General features: G+C 41.8%; 18 protein-coding genes. 14 read left to right on the top strand and 4 right to left on the bottom strand.

What is annotated here, in order from left to right; genetic code table 11:
* Positions 1-4 precede the first annotated feature (4 nt).
* The 3 genes from M2273_RS20690 to M2273_RS20680 form a co-directional block, all read right to left on the bottom strand.
* Positions 5-400 carry an HIT family protein gene (locus M2273_RS20690; protein ID WP_429399672.1) on the bottom strand — a complete coding sequence of 132 codons (396 nt, stop codon included), beginning with the start codon at positions 398-400 and terminating at the stop codon, positions 5-7.
* Positions 401-539: 139 nt separating this feature from the next.
* Positions 540-1,013 (bottom strand): transcription elongation factor GreA, encoded by a 474-nt coding sequence (gene greA, locus M2273_RS20685; protein ID WP_429399671.1) that lies wholly within the window; start codon positions 1,011-1,013, stop codon positions 540-542.
* A 414-nt stretch (positions 1,014-1,427) separates the two neighbouring features.
* The gene (locus tag M2273_RS20680) at positions 1,428-2,354 is read right to left on the bottom strand and encodes an NAD(P)-dependent oxidoreductase (RefSeq protein ID WP_429399670.1); all 927 of its coding nucleotides are present in this window, start codon (positions 2,352-2,354) and stop codon (positions 1,428-1,430) included.
* A 186-nt stretch (positions 2,355-2,540) separates the two neighbouring features.
* Here M2273_RS20680 and M2273_RS20675 point away from each other — a divergent pair, with 186 nt between their 5' ends.
* The gene (locus tag M2273_RS20675) at positions 2,541-3,101 is read left to right on the top strand and encodes a hypothetical protein (RefSeq protein WP_429399669.1); all 561 of its coding nucleotides are present in this window, start codon (positions 2,541-2,543) and stop codon (positions 3,099-3,101) included.
* Positions 3,102-3,251: 150 nt separating this feature from the next.
* On the opposite strand, the gene rsmA is transcribed toward M2273_RS20675, so the two are convergent.
* A complete protein-coding gene (rsmA, locus tag M2273_RS20670; RefSeq protein ID WP_429399668.1) occupies positions 3,252-4,031 on the bottom strand; it encodes a 16S rRNA (adenine(1518)-N(6)/adenine(1519)-N(6))-dimethyltransferase RsmA in 780 nt (259 codons plus the stop codon).
* 220 nt (positions 4,032-4,251) lie between these two features.
* Here rsmA and pdxA point away from each other — a divergent pair, with 220 nt between their 5' ends.
* From pdxA to M2273_RS20605, 13 genes are all read left to right on the top strand, one after another.
* Positions 4,252-5,307: a 4-hydroxythreonine-4-phosphate dehydrogenase PdxA gene (pdxA, locus tag M2273_RS20665; protein WP_429399667.1), complete on the top strand. Its 1,056-nt coding sequence runs from the start codon at positions 4,252-4,254 to the stop codon at positions 5,305-5,307.
* An 83-nt stretch (positions 5,308-5,390) separates the two neighbouring features.
* Complete coding sequence (locus M2273_RS20660; RefSeq protein WP_429399666.1) at positions 5,391-6,575, top strand: DUF5009 domain-containing protein; 1,185 nt, start codon at positions 5,391-5,393, stop codon at positions 6,573-6,575.
* A gap of 83 nt (positions 6,576-6,658) precedes the next feature.
* A complete protein-coding gene (locus M2273_RS20655; RefSeq protein WP_429399665.1) occupies positions 6,659-7,543 on the top strand; it encodes a hypothetical protein in 885 nt (294 codons plus the stop codon).
* Between the two features lie 211 nt (positions 7,544-7,754).
* A complete protein-coding gene (locus M2273_RS20650) occupies positions 7,755-8,279 on the top strand; it encodes a YceD family protein (protein WP_429399664.1) in 525 nt (174 codons plus the stop codon).
* 18 nt (positions 8,280-8,297) lie between these two features.
* The gene (gene rpmF / locus M2273_RS20645) at positions 8,298-8,489 is read left to right on the top strand and encodes a 50S ribosomal protein L32 (RefSeq protein WP_183568123.1); all 192 of its coding nucleotides are present in this window, start codon (positions 8,298-8,300) and stop codon (positions 8,487-8,489) included.
* Between the two features lie 16 nt (positions 8,490-8,505).
* The gene (gene plsX / locus M2273_RS20640) at positions 8,506-9,444 is read left to right on the top strand and encodes a phosphate acyltransferase PlsX (RefSeq protein WP_429399663.1); all 939 of its coding nucleotides are present in this window, start codon (positions 8,506-8,508) and stop codon (positions 9,442-9,444) included.
* An 11-nt stretch (positions 9,445-9,455) separates the two neighbouring features.
* A complete protein-coding gene (locus tag M2273_RS20635; protein ID WP_429399662.1) occupies positions 9,456-10,445 on the top strand; it encodes a beta-ketoacyl-ACP synthase III in 990 nt (329 codons plus the stop codon).
* 266 nt (positions 10,446-10,711) lie between these two features.
* Positions 10,712-11,182 carry an acetyl-CoA carboxylase biotin carboxyl carrier protein gene (accB, locus tag M2273_RS20630; protein ID WP_429399661.1) on the top strand — a complete coding sequence of 157 codons (471 nt, stop codon included), beginning with the start codon at positions 10,712-10,714 and terminating at the stop codon, positions 11,180-11,182.
* A gap of 139 nt (positions 11,183-11,321) precedes the next feature.
* Positions 11,322-12,656 (top strand): acetyl-CoA carboxylase biotin carboxylase subunit, encoded by a 1,335-nt coding sequence (gene accC, locus M2273_RS20625; protein WP_429399660.1) that lies wholly within the window; start codon positions 11,322-11,324, stop codon positions 12,654-12,656.
* Between the two features lie 76 nt (positions 12,657-12,732).
* Complete coding sequence (gene tatC / locus M2273_RS20620; RefSeq protein ID WP_429399659.1) at positions 12,733-13,599, top strand: twin-arginine translocase subunit TatC; 867 nt, start codon at positions 12,733-12,735, stop codon at positions 13,597-13,599.
* A gap of 297 nt (positions 13,600-13,896) precedes the next feature.
* Positions 13,897-14,331, top strand: a complete 435-nt coding sequence (rpiB, locus tag M2273_RS20615; protein WP_429399658.1) for a ribose 5-phosphate isomerase B — start codon at positions 13,897-13,899, stop codon at positions 14,329-14,331.
* A gap of 79 nt (positions 14,332-14,410) precedes the next feature.
* Positions 14,411-15,973, top strand: coding sequence for a M28 family peptidase (locus M2273_RS20610; protein WP_429399657.1), 1,563 nt, complete (start codon positions 14,411-14,413; stop codon positions 15,971-15,973).
* Between the two features lie 116 nt (positions 15,974-16,089).
* The gene (locus tag M2273_RS20605) at positions 16,090-17,478 is read left to right on the top strand and encodes a LutB/LldF family L-lactate oxidation iron-sulfur protein (protein WP_429399656.1); all 1,389 of its coding nucleotides are present in this window, start codon (positions 16,090-16,092) and stop codon (positions 17,476-17,478) included.
* Positions 17,479-17,486 lie beyond the last annotated feature (8 nt).

Below are 17,486 nucleotides of genomic sequence, written 5' to 3'. Positions count from 1 at the left end.
CACATCAATCCTTCAATGCAGCCTTGATCTTATCTCTTGTAGCGCTAAGTTCCTCTGGGGTAAAGCTCAGTTTGGGGCGGGCAAAGTTCAGGTCATTTACCTGGTTCATGGGGATCAGGTGGATGTGGGCATGGGGCACTTCAAGACCTATTACGGCAACACCAACCTTTTTGCACAGAATGGCTTTCTTTATGGCTGTAGCCACGATCTTAGCAAATATCTGCAGACCGGTATACGTTTCATCGTCGAGGTCAAATATATAATCAACCTCCTTTTTAGGTATCACCAGCACATGCCCTTCGGCCAGCGGACTAATATCTAAAAAAGCCAAAAACTCATTACTTTCAGCTACCACATACGCAGGTATTTCGCCTGCTATTATTTTTGAAAAAATGGTCATTTGTTCTGTGTTTTGAGTGACGAGTTGTGAGTTATCGGTTTAAATTGAGTTTAGGTTTTGAATAATAAATCTGAAAAATCCTTTAATCGTGTAAATCAAGGTTCAGACAAACTCATTACTCAAAACCATTCACTAATAACTACCTGCTTATCTCCAGTATTTCAAATTCAATTTTACCGGCAGGTACGGTGATCTCTGTTGTTTCACCAACCTTTTTACCCAGCAAACCTTTCGCAATAGGCGATGCTACTGATATTTTACCAGCTTTCATATCGGCTTCACTTTCTGATACCAGTTGGTAGCTCATGGTGGCGCCGTTTTTAAGGTTTTTTATTTTAACAATAGATAGGGCCAGCACCTTTGATACATCCAGCTTTGATTCATCAAGCAAACGGGCATTGGCAAGGGTTTCCTGCATCTGGGCTATTTTAGCTTCGTGCAAACCCTGTGCTTCTTTTGCCGCATCATATTCTGCATTCTCTGATAAATCACCTTTATCCCGGGCTTCAGCTATCGCTTTTGATATATCTGAGCGTCCGGTTGTTTTTAACCTTTGTAATTCTTCCTTTAATTTTTCTAAACCATCTTTGGTAAAGTATGATACCTCTGCCATAACACTTAATTATTTAAAGTTTATTTCCATTTAGTCATCCAAAAAAAACCGCCCCCCTTGTTTTAAGAAGGACGCAATGACTATAAAAACAAACAAGACTATATGGGCCACGCCTACATAGTCTTGCTTTTGTATTGAACGAAGATAAGTGATTTAAATTTTAATATCCAAATTTTTTGATCGTTGATTTAAATGATTATTATGATTTCGCTGATTTTTTGTCTGAACCGGGATTCGTCTTTTGTCTGAACCGTGATTAACCAGATTAAAGGATTATCATGATTGCTGACCGTTGATTTAAATGATTGGTGTGATTCCGTAGATTTTGTCTGAACCGTGATTAACCAGATTAAAGGATTATCAGGATTTTGACTAAATTGAGTATCATTTTTCAAAACAACTCACTACTCACTACTAAATCACGGAAATCAACTTCTCCGCCATTACCTCGCTTAGTTTACGGTACGAGTCAAATGTCCAGCCGGCCACATGGGGGCTTAATATCACCTTGCCGCTTTGGCGCAGTTCATCAAACCAGGCCTGCTCGCCCAGGGCGGGGAATTTTTCCACCTCCAGTACATCCAATCCGGCGCCTAAAATTTTGCCTTGTTTTATGGCATTCAATACCGCGCTGGTTTTAACGGCCTTACCACGGGCGGTGTTGATCAAAAATATAGGTTTTTTAAAGTGGAACAGGTATTCATCATCAACCAGACCGTTTGTTTCGGGTGTTAGGGGGATGTGCAGGCTCAGTACATCACTGTGCTTTACAATATCTTCCATGCTTACTTCACGGGCATACCTGTCGCTAAAGCCGGTTTTATATTTATCATAAGCAATAACATCAACCTGAAAACCTGATAGTTTGCGGGCAAAGCTATGCCCCATATGGCCATAACCAATTATGCCTACCGTTTTACCTTTAAGCTCATATCCACGGTTGGCCTCTCGCAGCCAACTGCCGTTTCGTATTTCAGCATCACCTTTATTTAAATTGTTCATTAAGGATAATAGTAATCCCACGGCATGTTCGCCAACGGCATCGGAGTTACCTTCAGGCGCGTTGATCAGGCTGATCCCCTTTTCGGCGGCATAGGCTTCATTAATATTATCCATACCGGCACCTGCCCTTGCTACAAAGCGCAAGTTTGTAGCAGCATCCAATACCTGCTTATCAACCTTAAATTTTGAGCGGATAACAAGACCAGCATACCCGCCTATTATTTGCATAGCCTCATCGGCTTTTATAAGAGGCTTATAATCGCAATGATAACCTTTGGCAGCTGCCATTTCCATAAATATGGGGTGGATATCATCAACAATAAGAATATTATTTTTCAATTTAACTTTTTATTAAAGGGCGAATTTACAAAACCGCTGGTTATTAGCAGCTGTGTTACATCATATTGAATAATTTTTACGCTTTAAATATATTTGCCCGATAGCGTCAGCCTTTATAAATTGGCACGGGAATAGCACTGTATAGTTTGCAGGGCTCTGTTCCCTTTGACCAAATAATAGCAGGCAATGAAACTCATAAAATTTAAAAAAATTGGTTCAGATATAAAATTGAGGGCCGAAAAATTGGCCAACAACGGCTTTGAGCAGGTATTTGACCATATAGACCAGCTCAAGATCAAAAAAGGGGTTGATACCATGGGGCTCGATAAATTTATTAACCAGTGCGCTTACATGGCGGCCGGCTCAGGCGTTATATCGGGCAGTGGCGGTATGGTTACCCTGGTTGCGGGTATCCCGTTTGATTTTGTAAACCTGATAACCCAGCAGTTTAGGGTTACCATGGCTATTATGTACTATAACAAGGGCAGTTATTATATAGGCTACGAAGAGTTCATGCTGCTGGTAGCCACCTCGCTTAAAGTAGAGGTTGGCGTGGCTGTATCCAAAACCATGATGGAAGGCATTGCCGAAAAACTGCTCATGCTATTAGGCACACGTACCGCCGAAAGATTGGTACCCGTAGTTGGCGCCGTAATTGGAGGCACCGCCAATTACCTGTTCATTAAACGCATGGCCGATTCGATGAAGGAACTGCATGAAGAGCCTGTGGTGATACAGATAAGTTAATCGCAATTCATTCACGAAAACTCAAGTATGTCATTGCGAGCGATAGCGTGGCAATCTCACGTATACAGAGCGGACATGCATAGTTCGCGATTGCTTCGTTCCTCGCAATGACGTGTTGGTTATATTTACCTGTGTCCTAACGGGTGTCAACTACCTGTTCGCCGTCACTTCATTGGTCAGCCTCACAAAATCATCAACGCTCAGGCGTTCTGCGCGGAGGTCAAGGGTGGCGTTCTCCGTCATTTTTTCTTTGTTAATGAGGGATGATATAGCGTTGCGCAGGGTTTTACGCCTTTGGTTAAAACCGGCTTTTACAATTTGCCAAAACAGTTTTTCGTCACAGTTCAATGTTTCGGCCTGGTTACGGGTAAGCCTGATCACTGCCGAAAGCACCTTGGGAGGTGGATTAAAAACCCCGGCTTTTACCGTAAATAAATATTCTACTTTATAGTAAGCCTGTAAAAAAACACTCAATATGCCATATTCCTTACTGCCCGGTTTGGACGAGCAGCGTTCGGCTACCTCTTTCTGAAACATACCTACCACCTCAACCACCTGCTGCCGGTTATCAAGCACTTTAAAAAGTATTTGTGATGATATATTGTAGGGGAAGTTTCCAATAATAGCGAAAGGGCCGTTAAACACGTCTTTAAAATCCATCTCCAAAAAATCGGCGTTGATCAGGCGGTTGCCCAGCTGCGGATATTTTTTTTGAAGGTACTGGTACGATTCTTCGTCAATATCAATCAGCGAAACCTCGTATTCCTTTTTCTGTAATAAAAAATCAGATAGTATACCCATGCCCGGCCCAACCTCCAGCACATGATGATACCTGTCGGCCGGTTTCAGACTGTCCACAATTTTAGCGGCTATATTTTTATCAGTAAGAAAGTGTTGCCCTAAATGTTTTTTTGCCCTTACCAATGTCATTATTAATCAAATATTTGAGCAAATTAAGGCATATTTGTGCTTTATTCAGGAACTATAAGCTTAAAATCTTTTATTTGCAGTATAAAATCAGGTAAAAACTGAAGGGTTAAAGGCAAAAGGTTAAGCCACACCGTACAGTTTCAAAGTAATCGTTATAAATTTAACCATTGTTTATTATCGGTATAATCACGATATGATCAGTGCAATCATAAGTAATAAAATGAGCGAAAAAATTAAAGTTGGGATAAGCATAGGTGATGTAAATGGTATTGGTTTAGAGATAATCCTTAAAACATTAGCTGATAACCACATTTACGAATATTGTACACCTATTGTTTATGGCCATACCAAAGTGGCCTCGTTTCACCGCCGTGCAACCCATATTAATGAGCTTAATTTTCATGTCATTAACGACCCTTCGCAGGCGCAGCATAAAAAACCCAACATGATCAATTGCTGGGAAGAGGATGTAAAAATTGAACCCGGTATTGTTACCGAAACTGGTGGCAAGTACGCTTTTTTATCATTAGAGCGCGCTACGGCCGATTTAAAGCAAGGCTATATTGATGCGCTGATCACGGCACCTATTAACAAAGACAATATCCAAAGCGATCAGTTTAACTTTCCGGGCCATACCGAATATTTGCAGGAACGCGATGGTGCTGCCGAATCACTGATGTTTTTGGTGAGCGATACTCTGCGCGTTGGCGTGGTTACCGGGCATATCCCTATTGTTAAAGTTGCAGAAAGCATCACGCTCGAAAAAATAGTGGCTAAGCTAAAACTGATGAACTATAGCCTGCAAAATGATTTTTGGATCCGCAAACCCAAAATCGCGGTACTGGGCCTAAACCCCCATGCCAGTGATAACGGTCTTATTGGCAGTGAAGAAAAAGACACCATTATACCCGCTATTGAGGAAGCCCGCAACCATGATATACTGGCTTTTGGCCCTTATCCGGCCGATGGCTTTTTTGCAAACGGAACTTATTTGCAATTTGATGCCGTACTGGCCATGTATCACGACCAGGGACTTATCCCTTTTAAACAAATAGCCTTTGAATCGGGGGTTAACTTTACAGCGGGCCTAAGTTTTGTACGCACCTCACCTGATCATGGAACCGCTTATGACATAGCGGGCAAAAATCTGGCTTCAGAAATATCATTTCGCGAGGCATTATTTACCGCCATTCACATTGTAAAGCACCGTCGCGAAACTTTAGAGCTTAATGAAAACCCTTTGATATTTACCAAGCTGAGCCGCGACCGGGATTAATAATGTGCTCTGTAATAATAATGTTTCAATTTAATTAACGTTAGATTAAAACATTTGCTTAGTATATTGCATTTACAACTTTAATGAATGATTTTTTTAGTCGTGTCCGCTCCATTGATGCTTTTCGCGCTGTAACGATGTTCCTGATGATATTTGTGAATGACCTTGATGGCATTCCAAATACTCCGATCTGGCTTAAACACGCTGGCGAAAACGTTGATGGTTTAGGCCTTGCCGATACCATTTTCCCCGCATTTTTATTTATTGTAGGCTTATCCATACCATTTGCATTTCAAAACAGGTTAAAGAGTGGTAACTATAAATTATTATCGCGCATAGTAAGCCGGTCGTTCGCATTAATTTTCATTGGCTTTTTTCATGCCAATATGGAAACCTACAATGAAGTAACTTCCATTTTGCCCAAACCTGTTTGGGAAAGCCTGGTGACCTTTAGCTTCTTCTTTATATTTTTAGATTATAGTAAAGAAACCACCAACCTTAAACGCTACCTGTTGCAAGGCTTTGGTGTGGTTTTGCTAATTGCTATGTCCATACTATATAAAACCAACGACCCCGGCCATACCTGGCTGCATTTTACCTGGTGGGGCATCCTGGGGCTCATTGGCTGGTCATACCTGGTTTGCGCGCTTATATATTATTATTCAGAAGGCCATTTATGGATCCAGGCCACCGCATGGATATTCTTCATGTTCTTCAATATCGATTTTCACTTTGGTTTTCTTGATTTTTTAAGCGGCCTGCAAAAATATGTATGGATAGCAGGCAACGGTGCCATGCAGGCTTTCACTATGGCCGGGGTATTTGTCTCGGTACTGTACATGCGCCTTAAAGTAAATAATGAGCTTAAATTGCTATGGGCCGCGCTTATATTAATAGCCATCATCATGTTTAACATGGGCTTTATTGTACGCTATTTTAGCGGCGGTATTTCAAAAGCACGCGATACCCCTTCATGGGTGCTTATTTGTACAGGTATAAGCCTAATCATGTACGCCATATTTATTTTTGTGGTCGATTTTAAACATAAATACAACTGGTTCAAGATCATTGAACCTGCGGGTACCAATACTTTTACCTGTTATATTATACCATTTTTGTTTTATCCTATATATGAAATGACCAACATTGGTTATCCTGAATATTTAAGCCAGGGCACCGGCGGACTTATAAAATGTATTGTATTTGCCTTTGTAATGGTTTGGTTAACGGGACTGCTTGATAAAATTAATATCAGGCTCAAGATATAGCCTAAAGCTAAATGCCAAAAGCTTAAAGCAAATAGAAGCTTTGCGCTTTTGGCTTTGTGCCTTTAGCTTTGTAACTTAGATACATGGCCATAACCTTCATCACCAAAAATAAAATAGCCGATTATATTGAGCAGCATCCCGAAGCTCAAACCTCTTTTTTAACCTGGCTTAAAGAATATCCTTATCGGCAAGGCAAAGATATCTTTAAGCAAATTGAAAGCCAACCGATAGAGGGGATACTTACCTGTTGTTCTGGTTTGGGCCGAGGCGATTATCAGATCCAATACAAATTTAATCCATGGCTTAAAACCGGTTATATTACCTGGTTGGGTACCAAAGAGGCTCTTGTTGAATATGAACAAGCGGAGTTTGAAAAGATGAAAATTCAATACCCTGATTTGGAGCGGAAGGTGGTCACAACCACTGTTGTACTCCAGGTTCCGGATATTCCGGGCCGTGCCACAAACCAGGCAGAAGCTAAAGTTGCTGATCTAAGCGAAACCAAAGAAACACTCCAAGTTGCTGTAGGTATACCTGTTGATCTTACGGATGTTCATTTAGGCAAAGCTCCGGAAATACTCCCATCTAAAATTGAGGGCTATATAGTTAGTAAGCTGGATTTCAAAACTAAAACCGAATATGAAAAAGCTTTAAACAAGGCAATCGCCATATTTGATGCACGGCCGGGTACCCCTGAATTTGATGAGCTGGCTTTATTGTTGCCATTGATCAGGCATTACGAAGCCAGTAATATTGAACTGCCGCGGCTCACGCTGTTGGATGTTATTAAACTTAAAATGAAAGAGCTCGAAATGCCCGCTTCTTTCCTCACAAATGTTATTGGCAGCCAAGAATATGTAAATCTGTTTCTTGCAGGTAAAAACTCCCTATCCAATAAAACCCTTCAGGCACTTTGTTATAAGCTTTATATACGCATCCCGCTTAATGATAACAGCCTCATCAAATAAAACATAACGGCGAAGTAAACATATGGGATTAGAAATATATCTTCATATTTGATATATATTTGAGCGTTCATTATTCGAAATTCAAAATTCGGTGTTCAATATTTACCTTTACCCTTTCACCCTTAGCCTTTTACCTCCCTCAAATCAATATTAAAAAAACACTTTTCAATTGTAGTATTTTTCCATACATTTGCGGGCTAATTGTTGCTCATTGAAATCGCTTAGAAAATATTCGATTCCTTATACAGGGCTTAAACTGGGAAAACACCAGTTTGAATTTACTGTAGATGATGCTTTTTTTGACGAGTTTGACTATTCGCTTGTTAAAAAGGCTAACTTGCACTGCCATTTAGAATTGGACAAACAGGAAACAATGCTGATCCTGAATTTCCAAATTAAAGGCACCGTTGATGCTAATTGCGACAGGTGTTTGGCACAATATCCACAACCGCTGGATATAACCGAACAACAGATCGCTAAATTTAGCGACGAAGTTATTGATGAAGATGATGAGATCATCACTCTGAGCAAAAATGATCATGAGATCAATATTGCAGGGTTAATATATGAATACATAAACGTTGCCATGCCATTTATATCGGTATGCAACAATGAGGGTAACACTTCATATTGTGATAAAGAAATGCTTGAAAAGTTAAACAACCTTTCGGCAAATGACGAACAAAGTGAGCATACAGACCCACGGTGGGATGTACTCAAGAAAATAAATAAATAAATAACAAAAAACAGGATCATGCCACATCCAAAACGTAAAATATCCAAATCAAGAAGAGATAAGCGTAGAACACACTACAAAGCTGTAGCGCCATCTTTAACTACTTGCCAAACTACCGGTGCTATCCACTTACCGCACAGAGCTTATACTGTTGATGGTAACGTTTACTACAACGGTAAATTACTGATAGAAAAAGCAGCTGTAGCATAAGTTTAATTTTCTGAAAATGAAGATTGGCTTAGATATTATGGGCGGTGATTTTGCTCCCAAAGCAACCGTTTTAGGGGCAATCGAAGCTTATAAGGCTTTAGCTGCCGACCAAAAACTGGTGCTTATTGGCGATAAAGAACTTACTGCGACTATTCTTCAGGAAAATAATGTGAGCCCCGATCATTTCGAGTTTGTACATACAACCGAGGTGATAGGTATGGGCGAGCACCCTACTAAAGCCATTGTTCAAAAACCCAATTCAAGTATTGCGGTTGGTTTTCAGCTGCTTAAGGAAGGCCATATACAGGCTTTTTCATCGGCCGGTAATACCGGCGCTATGCTGGTTGGTGCCATGTTCAGTGTAAAAACCATTCCGGGTGTTATACGCCCGGCCATGACTACTATTGTACCCAAACTTAAAGGAGGTTTGGGTATTTTGTTGGATGTAGGTGCCAATGCCGATTGCAAACCCGATGTTTTGGTTCAGTTTGGTGTGCTTGGCAGTTTGCTTGCGCAATCAGTATATAATATTGATAACCCGCGTGTTGCGCTCATGAACATTGGTGAGGAGGAAGAAAAGGGCAACATCCTTTGCCAGGCTACTTATCCTTTAATGAAAGAAACATCACTGTTTAACTTTGTGGGTAACGTTGAAGGACGCGACCTGTTTAGCGAAACTGCCGATGTTTATGTATGCGATGGTTTTACTGGCAATGTAATATTAAAGCTTGCCGAGTCGTTCTATGTTATAACATTAAAGAAACAGCTAAAAGACGAATTTTTCGACAGGTTTAATTATGAGCAGTATGGCGGCAGCCCTATTCTGGGCGTAAATGCACCTGTAATTGTAGGTCATGGCATTTCAAGCCCTGAGGCTATCAAAAACATGGTTCTTTTATCAAGAAATATGGTTGAGAGCAACCTCGTTGATAAAATTAAACAAGCTTTTCAGTAAAAAAATAAAAGATGAATAAAATTCATGCCGCTATTACTGCTGTACACGGTTACGTTCCCGACTATATTTTAACTAACCAGGAGCTTGAAACACTGGTTGACACAAATGACGAGTGGATTGTGACCCGCACTGGCATTAAGGAGCGCCGTATATTAAAGGGCGAAGGCTTGGGTACATCTGATATGGCAGTTCAGGCCGTGCAAGGTTTATTAAAAAAACGAGGCATTGGCGCTGATGAACTTGACCTGATCATCTTTTGCACCACCACGCCCGATCTGGTATTTCCGGCTACGGCAAATATCCTGGCCCATAAAATAGGCGCCAAAAACGCCTGGGGTTATGATCTGCAGGCAGCATGTTCAGGCTTTCTGTTTGGGCTTGTAACCGGTTCCCAATTTATTGAAACAGGTAAGCATAAAAAAGTTTTAGTAGTTGGCGGCGATAAAATGTCGTCCATAACCAATTACCATGACCGTGCTACCTGTATTATTTTTGGCGACGGCTGCGGCGCTGTATTGCTTGAGCCCAATACCGAAGGTAATGGTGTTATTGACTCTATACTTAAAAGCGATGGCTCAGGTGTACCCTATTTACACCAAAAGGCAGGTGGTTCTGTAAAACCCGCATCACACGAAACCGTTGATGCCCTTGAGCACTTTGCTTACCAGGAGGGCCCTGCGGTATTTAAATTTGCCGTAACCAATATGGCCGATGTAGCACATGACGTAATGGAACGCAACCACCTTACAGGCGATGATGTTGCATGGCTGGTACCACACCAGGCCAATAAGCGCATTATTGATGCTACAGCCAATCGTACCGGCTTAAGCGCTGATAAAGTGATCATAAATATTGAACGCTATGGGAACACTACCAATGGCACCATACCACTTTGCTTATGGGAGTGGGAAAGTAAATTTAAAAAAGGCGATAACCTTATTTTAGCTGCATTTGGTGGCGGGTTTACCTGGGGTTCCATCTATTTAAAATGGGCCTATTGATATTTGCAGATTTTATTTAATGTGCAAATTTCAAATGTGCAGATTTGCCGATTAGAAAAATAAAACATCTGTTCATTTTAATATGTTACTTACTTAATAGATAAATCATAAAAAAACATTTGCACATTTGCATAGCTGTACATTTGACAACAAACCATTGAAAAACATTTGCACATTTGCGGTATGCACGTTTGCATATTGCCAGTTTGCACATTATCATAAAACTTAGATAATAAACTTTATCCAAAACCAATCAATCCCTAAGTATGGATATTAAACAAATTCAGGACCTTATTCGTTTTGTTTCAAAATCGGGCGTAAACGAAGTGTCAATTGAGCAAAAAGATTTTAAGATCACCATAAAAACCAATGAGGTACAGCCGCAGGTAATTAGTGCAACCATACCCGCGCAAACCGCTCCGGCTGCTTTACCATTACCACTGGCTGCTGCCGCTGCTGCCGAGCCTGTAGTTCCTGCCGGTCCGGATACCTCCAAATATCTTACCATCAAATCGCCAATGATCGGTACTTTTTACCGCTCCGCGAGTCCTGATAAACCTTTGTTTGTAAACGTTGGCGACGAGATAAAAACCGGCTCCGTGGTTTGCATCATTGAAGCCATGAAACTTTTCAATGAAATTGAATCAGAAGTTTCGGGTCGTATAGTAAAAGTACTGGTTGACAATGCATCACCCGTAGAGTACGACCAGCCTTTATTTTTAGTAGAACCTATTTAGTAGATGTGCAGATATGCGGATTTCAGATGTGCAGATGATCGGTTTTAATTCATCTGCACATTTATAATTTTCACATCTGCATATCTGTAATTTATCATCTGCATATTTGCACATTTGTAATCTGCACATTTAAGAAAAGATGTTTAAAAAAATATTAATAGCTAACCGGGGCGAAATAGCCCTGCGAATTATCCGTACCTGCAAAGAGATGGGTATTAAAACCATAGCTGTATATTCAACTGCCGACCGCGATAGCCTTCATGTACGTTTTGCTGATGAAGCTGTTTGTATAGGTCCCCCTCCAAGCCGCGATTCTTACTTAAATATCCCTAACATCATTTCGGCTGCCGAGCTTACCAATGCCGATGCCATACATCCGGGTTACGGCTTTTTGTCTGAAAACGCCAAATTCTCTGCCATCTGCGCCGATTACGGTATCAAGTTCATTGGTGCAACTGCCGATCAGATCAATAAAATGGGTGATAAGGCATCAGCAAAAGAAACCATGAAAAAAGCCGGTGTACCTATTGTTCCGGGTTCAGAAGGCTTACTTACTGATGTTAAACAAGGCATCGCGATAGCTAACAAAATAGGTTATCCTATCATATTAAAAGCTACCGCCGGTGGTGGTGGCCGCGGTATGCGCATTGTTTGGAAGGATGATGAGTTTGAGAACGCCTGGGATTCGGCCCGTGCAGAATCAGGCGCCGCATTTGGCAATGATGGCCTTTACCTGGAGAAATATGTTCAGGATCCGCGCCACATCGAGATCCAGGTGGTAGGCGACCAGTATGGTAAAGTATGCCACCTTTCTGAGCGCGATTGCTCTATACAGCGTCGTCACCAGAAACTGGTTGAAGAATCTCCATCACCTTTCATGACCGAAAAACTCCGTAAAAAAATGGGCGATGCTGCTATAAAAGGCGCAAAAGCCGTTAAATACGAAGGTGCGGGTACTGTAGAGTTTTTGGTTGATAAAGACCGTAACTTCTATTTCATGGAAATGAACACCCGTATCCAGGTGGAGCACCCGGTTACCGAAGAGGTGATCAATTTTGACCTGATCAAGGAGCAAATAAAAGTTGCTGCGGGCATCCCTATTTCAGGCAAAAACTACGAGCCAACCATGCATGCCATTGAGTGCCGTATCAACGCCGAAGACCCTTACAATAATTTCCGCCCTTCACCGGGTAAAATAACCAATTTCCACTCGCCGGGTGGCCATGGCGTGCGTATTGATACCCATGTGTACACGGGTTACGTAATACCACCTAACTATGATTCCATGATAGCCAAGGTGATATGTGTAGCGCAAACCCGCGATGAGGCGCTAAGTACTATGGAACGGGCTCTAAGCGAATTTGTGATAGAAGGTGTAAAAACAACAATACCTTTCCATCTTAAATTACTGCAGGACCCTAACTTCCGCGCCGGTAATTTTACTACCAAGTTTATGGAAACATTTGAATTTTAAATAAAATTCAAACTATCTTCATACAATAAAACGTACTTAGCACAATAGCGTTTATACAGCGGCATTTAAATACACAATGAGCGAAAACAAGATAATTAAAGCCATAAAAGATAAAGGCAAAACGATGGAGGCAGAGATGTCTTTCTTTGACCATTTGGAAGCTTTAAGATGGCATTTGATCAGGGCATCAGTAGCTATTGTAATATTTACATCCGTAGTATTTTATTTTTACGACTGGATCTTTGATACCGTTATCATGGGTCCCAGCAGACCCACTTTCTGGACATATCGCATGCTGTGCGAGCTTGGCGCAATGTTACACCGCTCCGGTTTTTGCATCGATAAAATCAACATACAGCTCATCAATACAGAAATGGCCGGGCAGTTTACCCTACAGATCAACTCGGCGCTTATTATAGGCATTACGCTGGGTATCCCCTACCTCATCTGGGAGATATGGCGCTTTATAAAACCCGCCCTACATGATAAAGAACGCAAGGCGGCTACCGGCTTTGTTTTTTATGCTTGTATACTGTTTTTTATGGGTGTACTTTTCGGCTATTATGTGATCACGCCCATGTCTATCAACTTTTTATCGGGCTATACGGTAAGTACAAAAATTCAAAACTTATTTTCTATTGATTCATACATATCATCAGTGGCTACCTTAACACTGGCAACGGGCGTGGTGTTTGAACTGCCTATTCTGGTGTACATATTATCAAACCTGGGCGTTTTAACCCCTAAGTTTATGCGCGAAACACGCAGGTATGCCGTAGTAATTATATTGATCATAGCGGCCATTGTAACACCAACACCCGATATGCTTACTATGACTGTTGTAAGTATACCGTTGTTTGTACTTTACGAAGTGAGTATTGTAGTGGCCAGCCTGGTTGAAAAAAGAAAACTGAAAAAAGAAGAAGAATTTATGAAATCGTAAAGCAGATGTGCAGATGATTTCAGATGTGCAAATGAAAAACATATAAGTATAACAAGAAAAGCTGCCGGTGGCAGCTTTTCTTGTTATACCCTCTTTACGGCGAAGCCGAAGAGAGGGTCGAAAAGCGCAGCAGTGTCGGCGTGAGTCTTCGCCGATATGTCTAAAGAGATTGCTTTGTGTCTCTCAATGACACGTGGAGAGAATTTAATTACCTGAAATCTAATCACCCACACATTTATTCCCATTTCCAACAAATTCTTTACTTTTAGCCCTTCATTTTAATATTATTTTAGGGCTATGATAAAAGGGCTAAAAATTGCCATTGGTGCCGACCATGCCGGCTTTGATTATAAACAAGTTTTACTGCAAGCTGTGGAGGCATCTGAACTAAAGGATTTTGGAACCTACTCCAATGAATCTGCCGATTACCCTGATTTTGCCCACCCCGTTGCATCGGCAGTTGAAAGTGGCGATTTTGATCTTGGTATCCTGGTTTGCGGCAGCGCTAACGGAGTGGCTATAACCGCCAACAAGCATCAGGATATCCGCGCGGCCATATGCTGGAACGAGGAACTTGCCGAACTGGCCCGCAAGCATAACAACGCCAACATTGTATGTATACCAGCCCGTTTTATCAGTATCGAGGAGGCAAAAAAAATTGTAGCTGTTTTTTTAAATACTGATTTTGAAGGAGGCCGACACGCTACACGTGTTGGCAAAATTGCCTGTTAAAACTGAAAGCTTAAGGCAGAAAGCCTAAAGCGCAGTTTAATCTTCGCCATAAACCATAAACACAATTAACTGATAATAAATGAAAAAAATAACGTTATGGGCATTTTCAACAGCATTTGTATTAAATGCCTGTGCCCAGCAAAATCCAACAGCTGTAAAATACGCGCAGCTCATTAGTGCAGATGATGCCAAAAAACACCTCAGCATTTTAGCATCTGACGCATTTGAGGGTCGCGAAACCGGTAAGCCCGGCGCCGAGAAGGCAGCCAACTACATAGCTGCTGAATTTAAAAGGTTAGGCCTGCAGGCTCCTGTAAATGGCTCCTATTTTTTAAACGTTCCGCTTACCGAAAATGCTTTAAAAGTAACCGCATTCACCGTAAACGGAAAAACGTTTGAGTACGGTCGGGATTTCTTTTTGAATGGCGCCTACCCTGATAATAACATCAATGTAAATGATATTGTGTTTGTAGGTTATGGAACCGACACCGAAATAGGCAACACCGACCTTACCGGAAAAATATTACTTTGGATAAACGAGGATAAGCCCGAAGCAGGTGCAACCCCAAATACCAGCTACCGCTTAACTGCTAACCGTACCAAAACTATTAAATATCTACAAAGTAAAAAACCGGCTGCCATACTTGCTGCTAACCCGGGCATTACAGCCGCACTTAGCCGTTTTGGTAAAAGTGTAACCAGTCCGCGCCTTACTATTAAAGACGCTGCTGCTAAGCCTGCAAATACCAATGCGCCTTTGTTTAATATCACTACCACGCTGGCGGATGAATTAGTAAAACCAAGCGGTAAAACCTATGATCTGTTAAAAACTGCTTCAGCTGCGGCAGTTACACCTGCTTTAAATGTAACAAGTGCTGTAGTGATCAATTACGCAACTACCAGGGGCGATGTAAAAGCAGTTGATGTGCTTGGCTATATGCCCGGTACCGATCTGAAGGACGAAGTACTGATATTCTCAGCTCATTACGACCATATCGGTCTTAATCCCGATGAAAAGGCCAAAGACAAAGTAAATAACGGTGCCGACGACGATGGATCAGGAACAACCGGCATCCTTGAAATTGCACGTGCGTTTGCCCAGGCTAAAAAAGACGGACATGGCCCGCGCCGCAGTATCCTGTTTTTAGGTAATGTAGGCGAAGAAAAAGGTTTGCTGGGTTCTGAGTATTATTCAGAACATCCGGTATTTCCGCTGGCCAACACCATTACCGATCTTAATATTGATATGATAGGTCGTGTAGGATACGAATACATTGGCAAGCCCGATTCTGCAAATTATGTATATGCTATAGGTTCGGCCATGTTGAGCAAGGAGCTGCATAATGTTGGCGAGCAGGCTAACAATACCTACACCAAATTACATCTTGATTATAAATATGATGATCCAAACGACCCTAACCGGTTCTACTATCGCAGTGATCATTATAACTTTGCCAAACATGGTGTGCCCATCATATTTTACTTTAACGGCGTACATGACGATTATCACCAGCCAGGCGATGAAGTAAGTAAAATTAACTTCCCACTGCTGGCCAAACGTGCACAACTGGTATTTTACACCGGCTGGGAACTGGCCAACCGCGATAAGCGCCCGTTAGTTGATGGGAAGGCGAGTGAATAAATAAAGACCTTTAGAGACGCATTATATGCGTCTCTTTTTGTTTGTGGTAATATTTAAGACGCAAATTTGCATTTCTACAAAAACAATCTAAACAAAAAAACCTTATTTTCGCATATATGGGAAGCACTGCGGAAGAGTTTTTGGTTGCCTCGACAGAAAAGGCATTTGATGTTGATCACCGCCGTATTATCAATAACAACATTGATAAATACAGCACCTCGGTAGCGCGCGGCCTTTCCCGCATCATTAACCTTGACAATGCCAAACGCAAAGGGCATGTGATAAAATGGAAGGTGATGGAGAACCTGGATAAGTTTTTACCAGAGTTTGAGGCCAATTTCCAAAAGCGCGGCGGCAAAGTGATATGGGCTAATGATGCCGAAGAGGCCAACCGCGAGATCCTGAACATTATAAAAAAAGCAAACGCTAAAACGGTAGTTAAATCGAAATCAATGGTTACCGAGGAAATTCATTTAAATGAGTTCCTGGAAAGTAACCATGTGGAATCATTAGAAACCGACCTGGGCGAATACATTGTACAGTTGCTGGGCCAAAAGCCATATCATATAGTTACCCCGGCCATGCACCTCAGTAAAGAGGATATTGCCAAACTGTTTCACGAGCGCTTTGGCACCCCTATTGATGCCACTCCCGAGCAGCTTACGCTTAAAGCCCGCGAATTATTGCGTGATAAGTATTTACTGGCCGATATAGGTATAACCGGGGCCAACTTCCTGCTGGCCGATACCGGCAGCATCGCTATCAGCGAAAATGAGGGTAACGCACGCTTATGCACCACGTTCCCCAAAATACATATTGCCATTGTGGGGATCGAAAAGATCATCCCTTCCATTGCAGATCTTGACCTGTTCTGGCCTATGCTGTCCACCCATGGTACCGGCCAAAATCTTACTGTTTATAATACTATTTTAAGCGGCCCGCGTCAGCCTGACGAAACCGATGGGCCCGATGAAATGTATGTGATATTGCTGGATAACGGGCGTACCAACCTGCTGACTCAAAAAGATCAGCGACAGGGCCTGTATTGCATCCGTTGCGGCGCCTGCTTAAACGTATGCCCTATTTATAAGAACGTAGGCGGTCACACCTATAACACTACGTACAGTGGCCCTATTGGCTCTATTATAACCCCGCATACCCGCGGAATGGATGAGTTTAAGCACCTGAGCTATGCATCAAGCTTATGCGGCAGGTGTACCGAGGTTTGCCCGGTAAAAATTGATATCCACAAAATGTTGTTGCTTAACCGCCGCGATGCCGTGAATGAGCACTTAACTACCGCCAAAGAACGCTGGGGCTGGAGTATCTGGAAAAAAGGCATGCTTAAACGCAAGCTTATGGATTTTTTTGGCGGCAAAATGAAAAACTATTTGCTTAAAACTTTCTTTAAGAAGTCGTGGGGCCATTTCAGAGAGATGCCAAACGTAGCCGAAAAATCGTTCAGCAAACAATGGCAGGAAAAAAACCGCGTCACCGAAGAATAACCACATCA

The organism is Mucilaginibacter lappiensis (assembly GCF_050433765.1).
Lineage (GTDB): Bacteria > Bacteroidota > Bacteroidia > Sphingobacteriales > Sphingobacteriaceae > Mucilaginibacter > Mucilaginibacter lappiensis_A.
Note: the sequence above shows the minus strand (reverse complement) of the source record. Positions and strands in the feature narration are given on the sequence as shown.

Coding starts and splice junctions, on each gene's coding strand:
- plsX (WP_429399663.1), top strand. CDS start 8,506: ATGAAGATTGGCTTAGATATTATGGGCGGTGATTTTGCTCCCAAAGCA.
- M2273_RS20690 (WP_429399672.1), bottom strand. CDS start 400: ATGACCATTTTTTCAAAAATAATAGCAGGCGAAATACCTGCGTATGTG.
- rpmF (WP_183568123.1), top strand. CDS start 8,298: ATGCCACATCCAAAACGTAAAATATCCAAATCAAGAAGAGATAAGCGT.
- rpiB (WP_429399658.1), top strand. CDS start 13,897: ATGATAAAAGGGCTAAAAATTGCCATTGGTGCCGACCATGCCGGCTTT.
- accB (WP_429399661.1), top strand. CDS start 10,712: ATGGATATTAAACAAATTCAGGACCTTATTCGTTTTGTTTCAAAATCG.
- tatC (WP_429399659.1), top strand. CDS start 12,733: ATGAGCGAAAACAAGATAATTAAAGCCATAAAAGATAAAGGCAAAACG.
- M2273_RS20675 (WP_429399669.1), top strand. CDS start 2,541: ATGAAACTCATAAAATTTAAAAAAATTGGTTCAGATATAAAATTGAGG.
- M2273_RS20655 (WP_429399665.1), top strand. CDS start 6,659: ATGGCCATAACCTTCATCACCAAAAATAAAATAGCCGATTATATTGAG.
- accC (WP_429399660.1), top strand. CDS start 11,322: ATGTTTAAAAAAATATTAATAGCTAACCGGGGCGAAATAGCCCTGCGA.
- greA (WP_429399671.1), bottom strand. CDS start 1,013: ATGGCAGAGGTATCATACTTTACCAAAGATGGTTTAGAAAAATTAAAG.
- rsmA (WP_429399668.1), bottom strand. CDS start 4,031: ATGACATTGGTAAGGGCAAAAAAACATTTAGGGCAACACTTTCTTACT.
- M2273_RS20660 (WP_429399666.1), top strand. CDS start 5,391: ATGAATGATTTTTTTAGTCGTGTCCGCTCCATTGATGCTTTTCGCGCT.
- pdxA (WP_429399667.1), top strand. CDS start 4,252: ATGAGCGAAAAAATTAAAGTTGGGATAAGCATAGGTGATGTAAATGGT.
- M2273_RS20605 (WP_429399656.1), top strand. CDS start 16,090: ATGGGAAGCACTGCGGAAGAGTTTTTGGTTGCCTCGACAGAAAAGGCA.
- M2273_RS20635 (WP_429399662.1), top strand. CDS start 9,456: ATGAATAAAATTCATGCCGCTATTACTGCTGTACACGGTTACGTTCCC.
- M2273_RS20610 (WP_429399657.1), top strand. CDS start 14,411: ATGAAAAAAATAACGTTATGGGCATTTTCAACAGCATTTGTATTAAAT.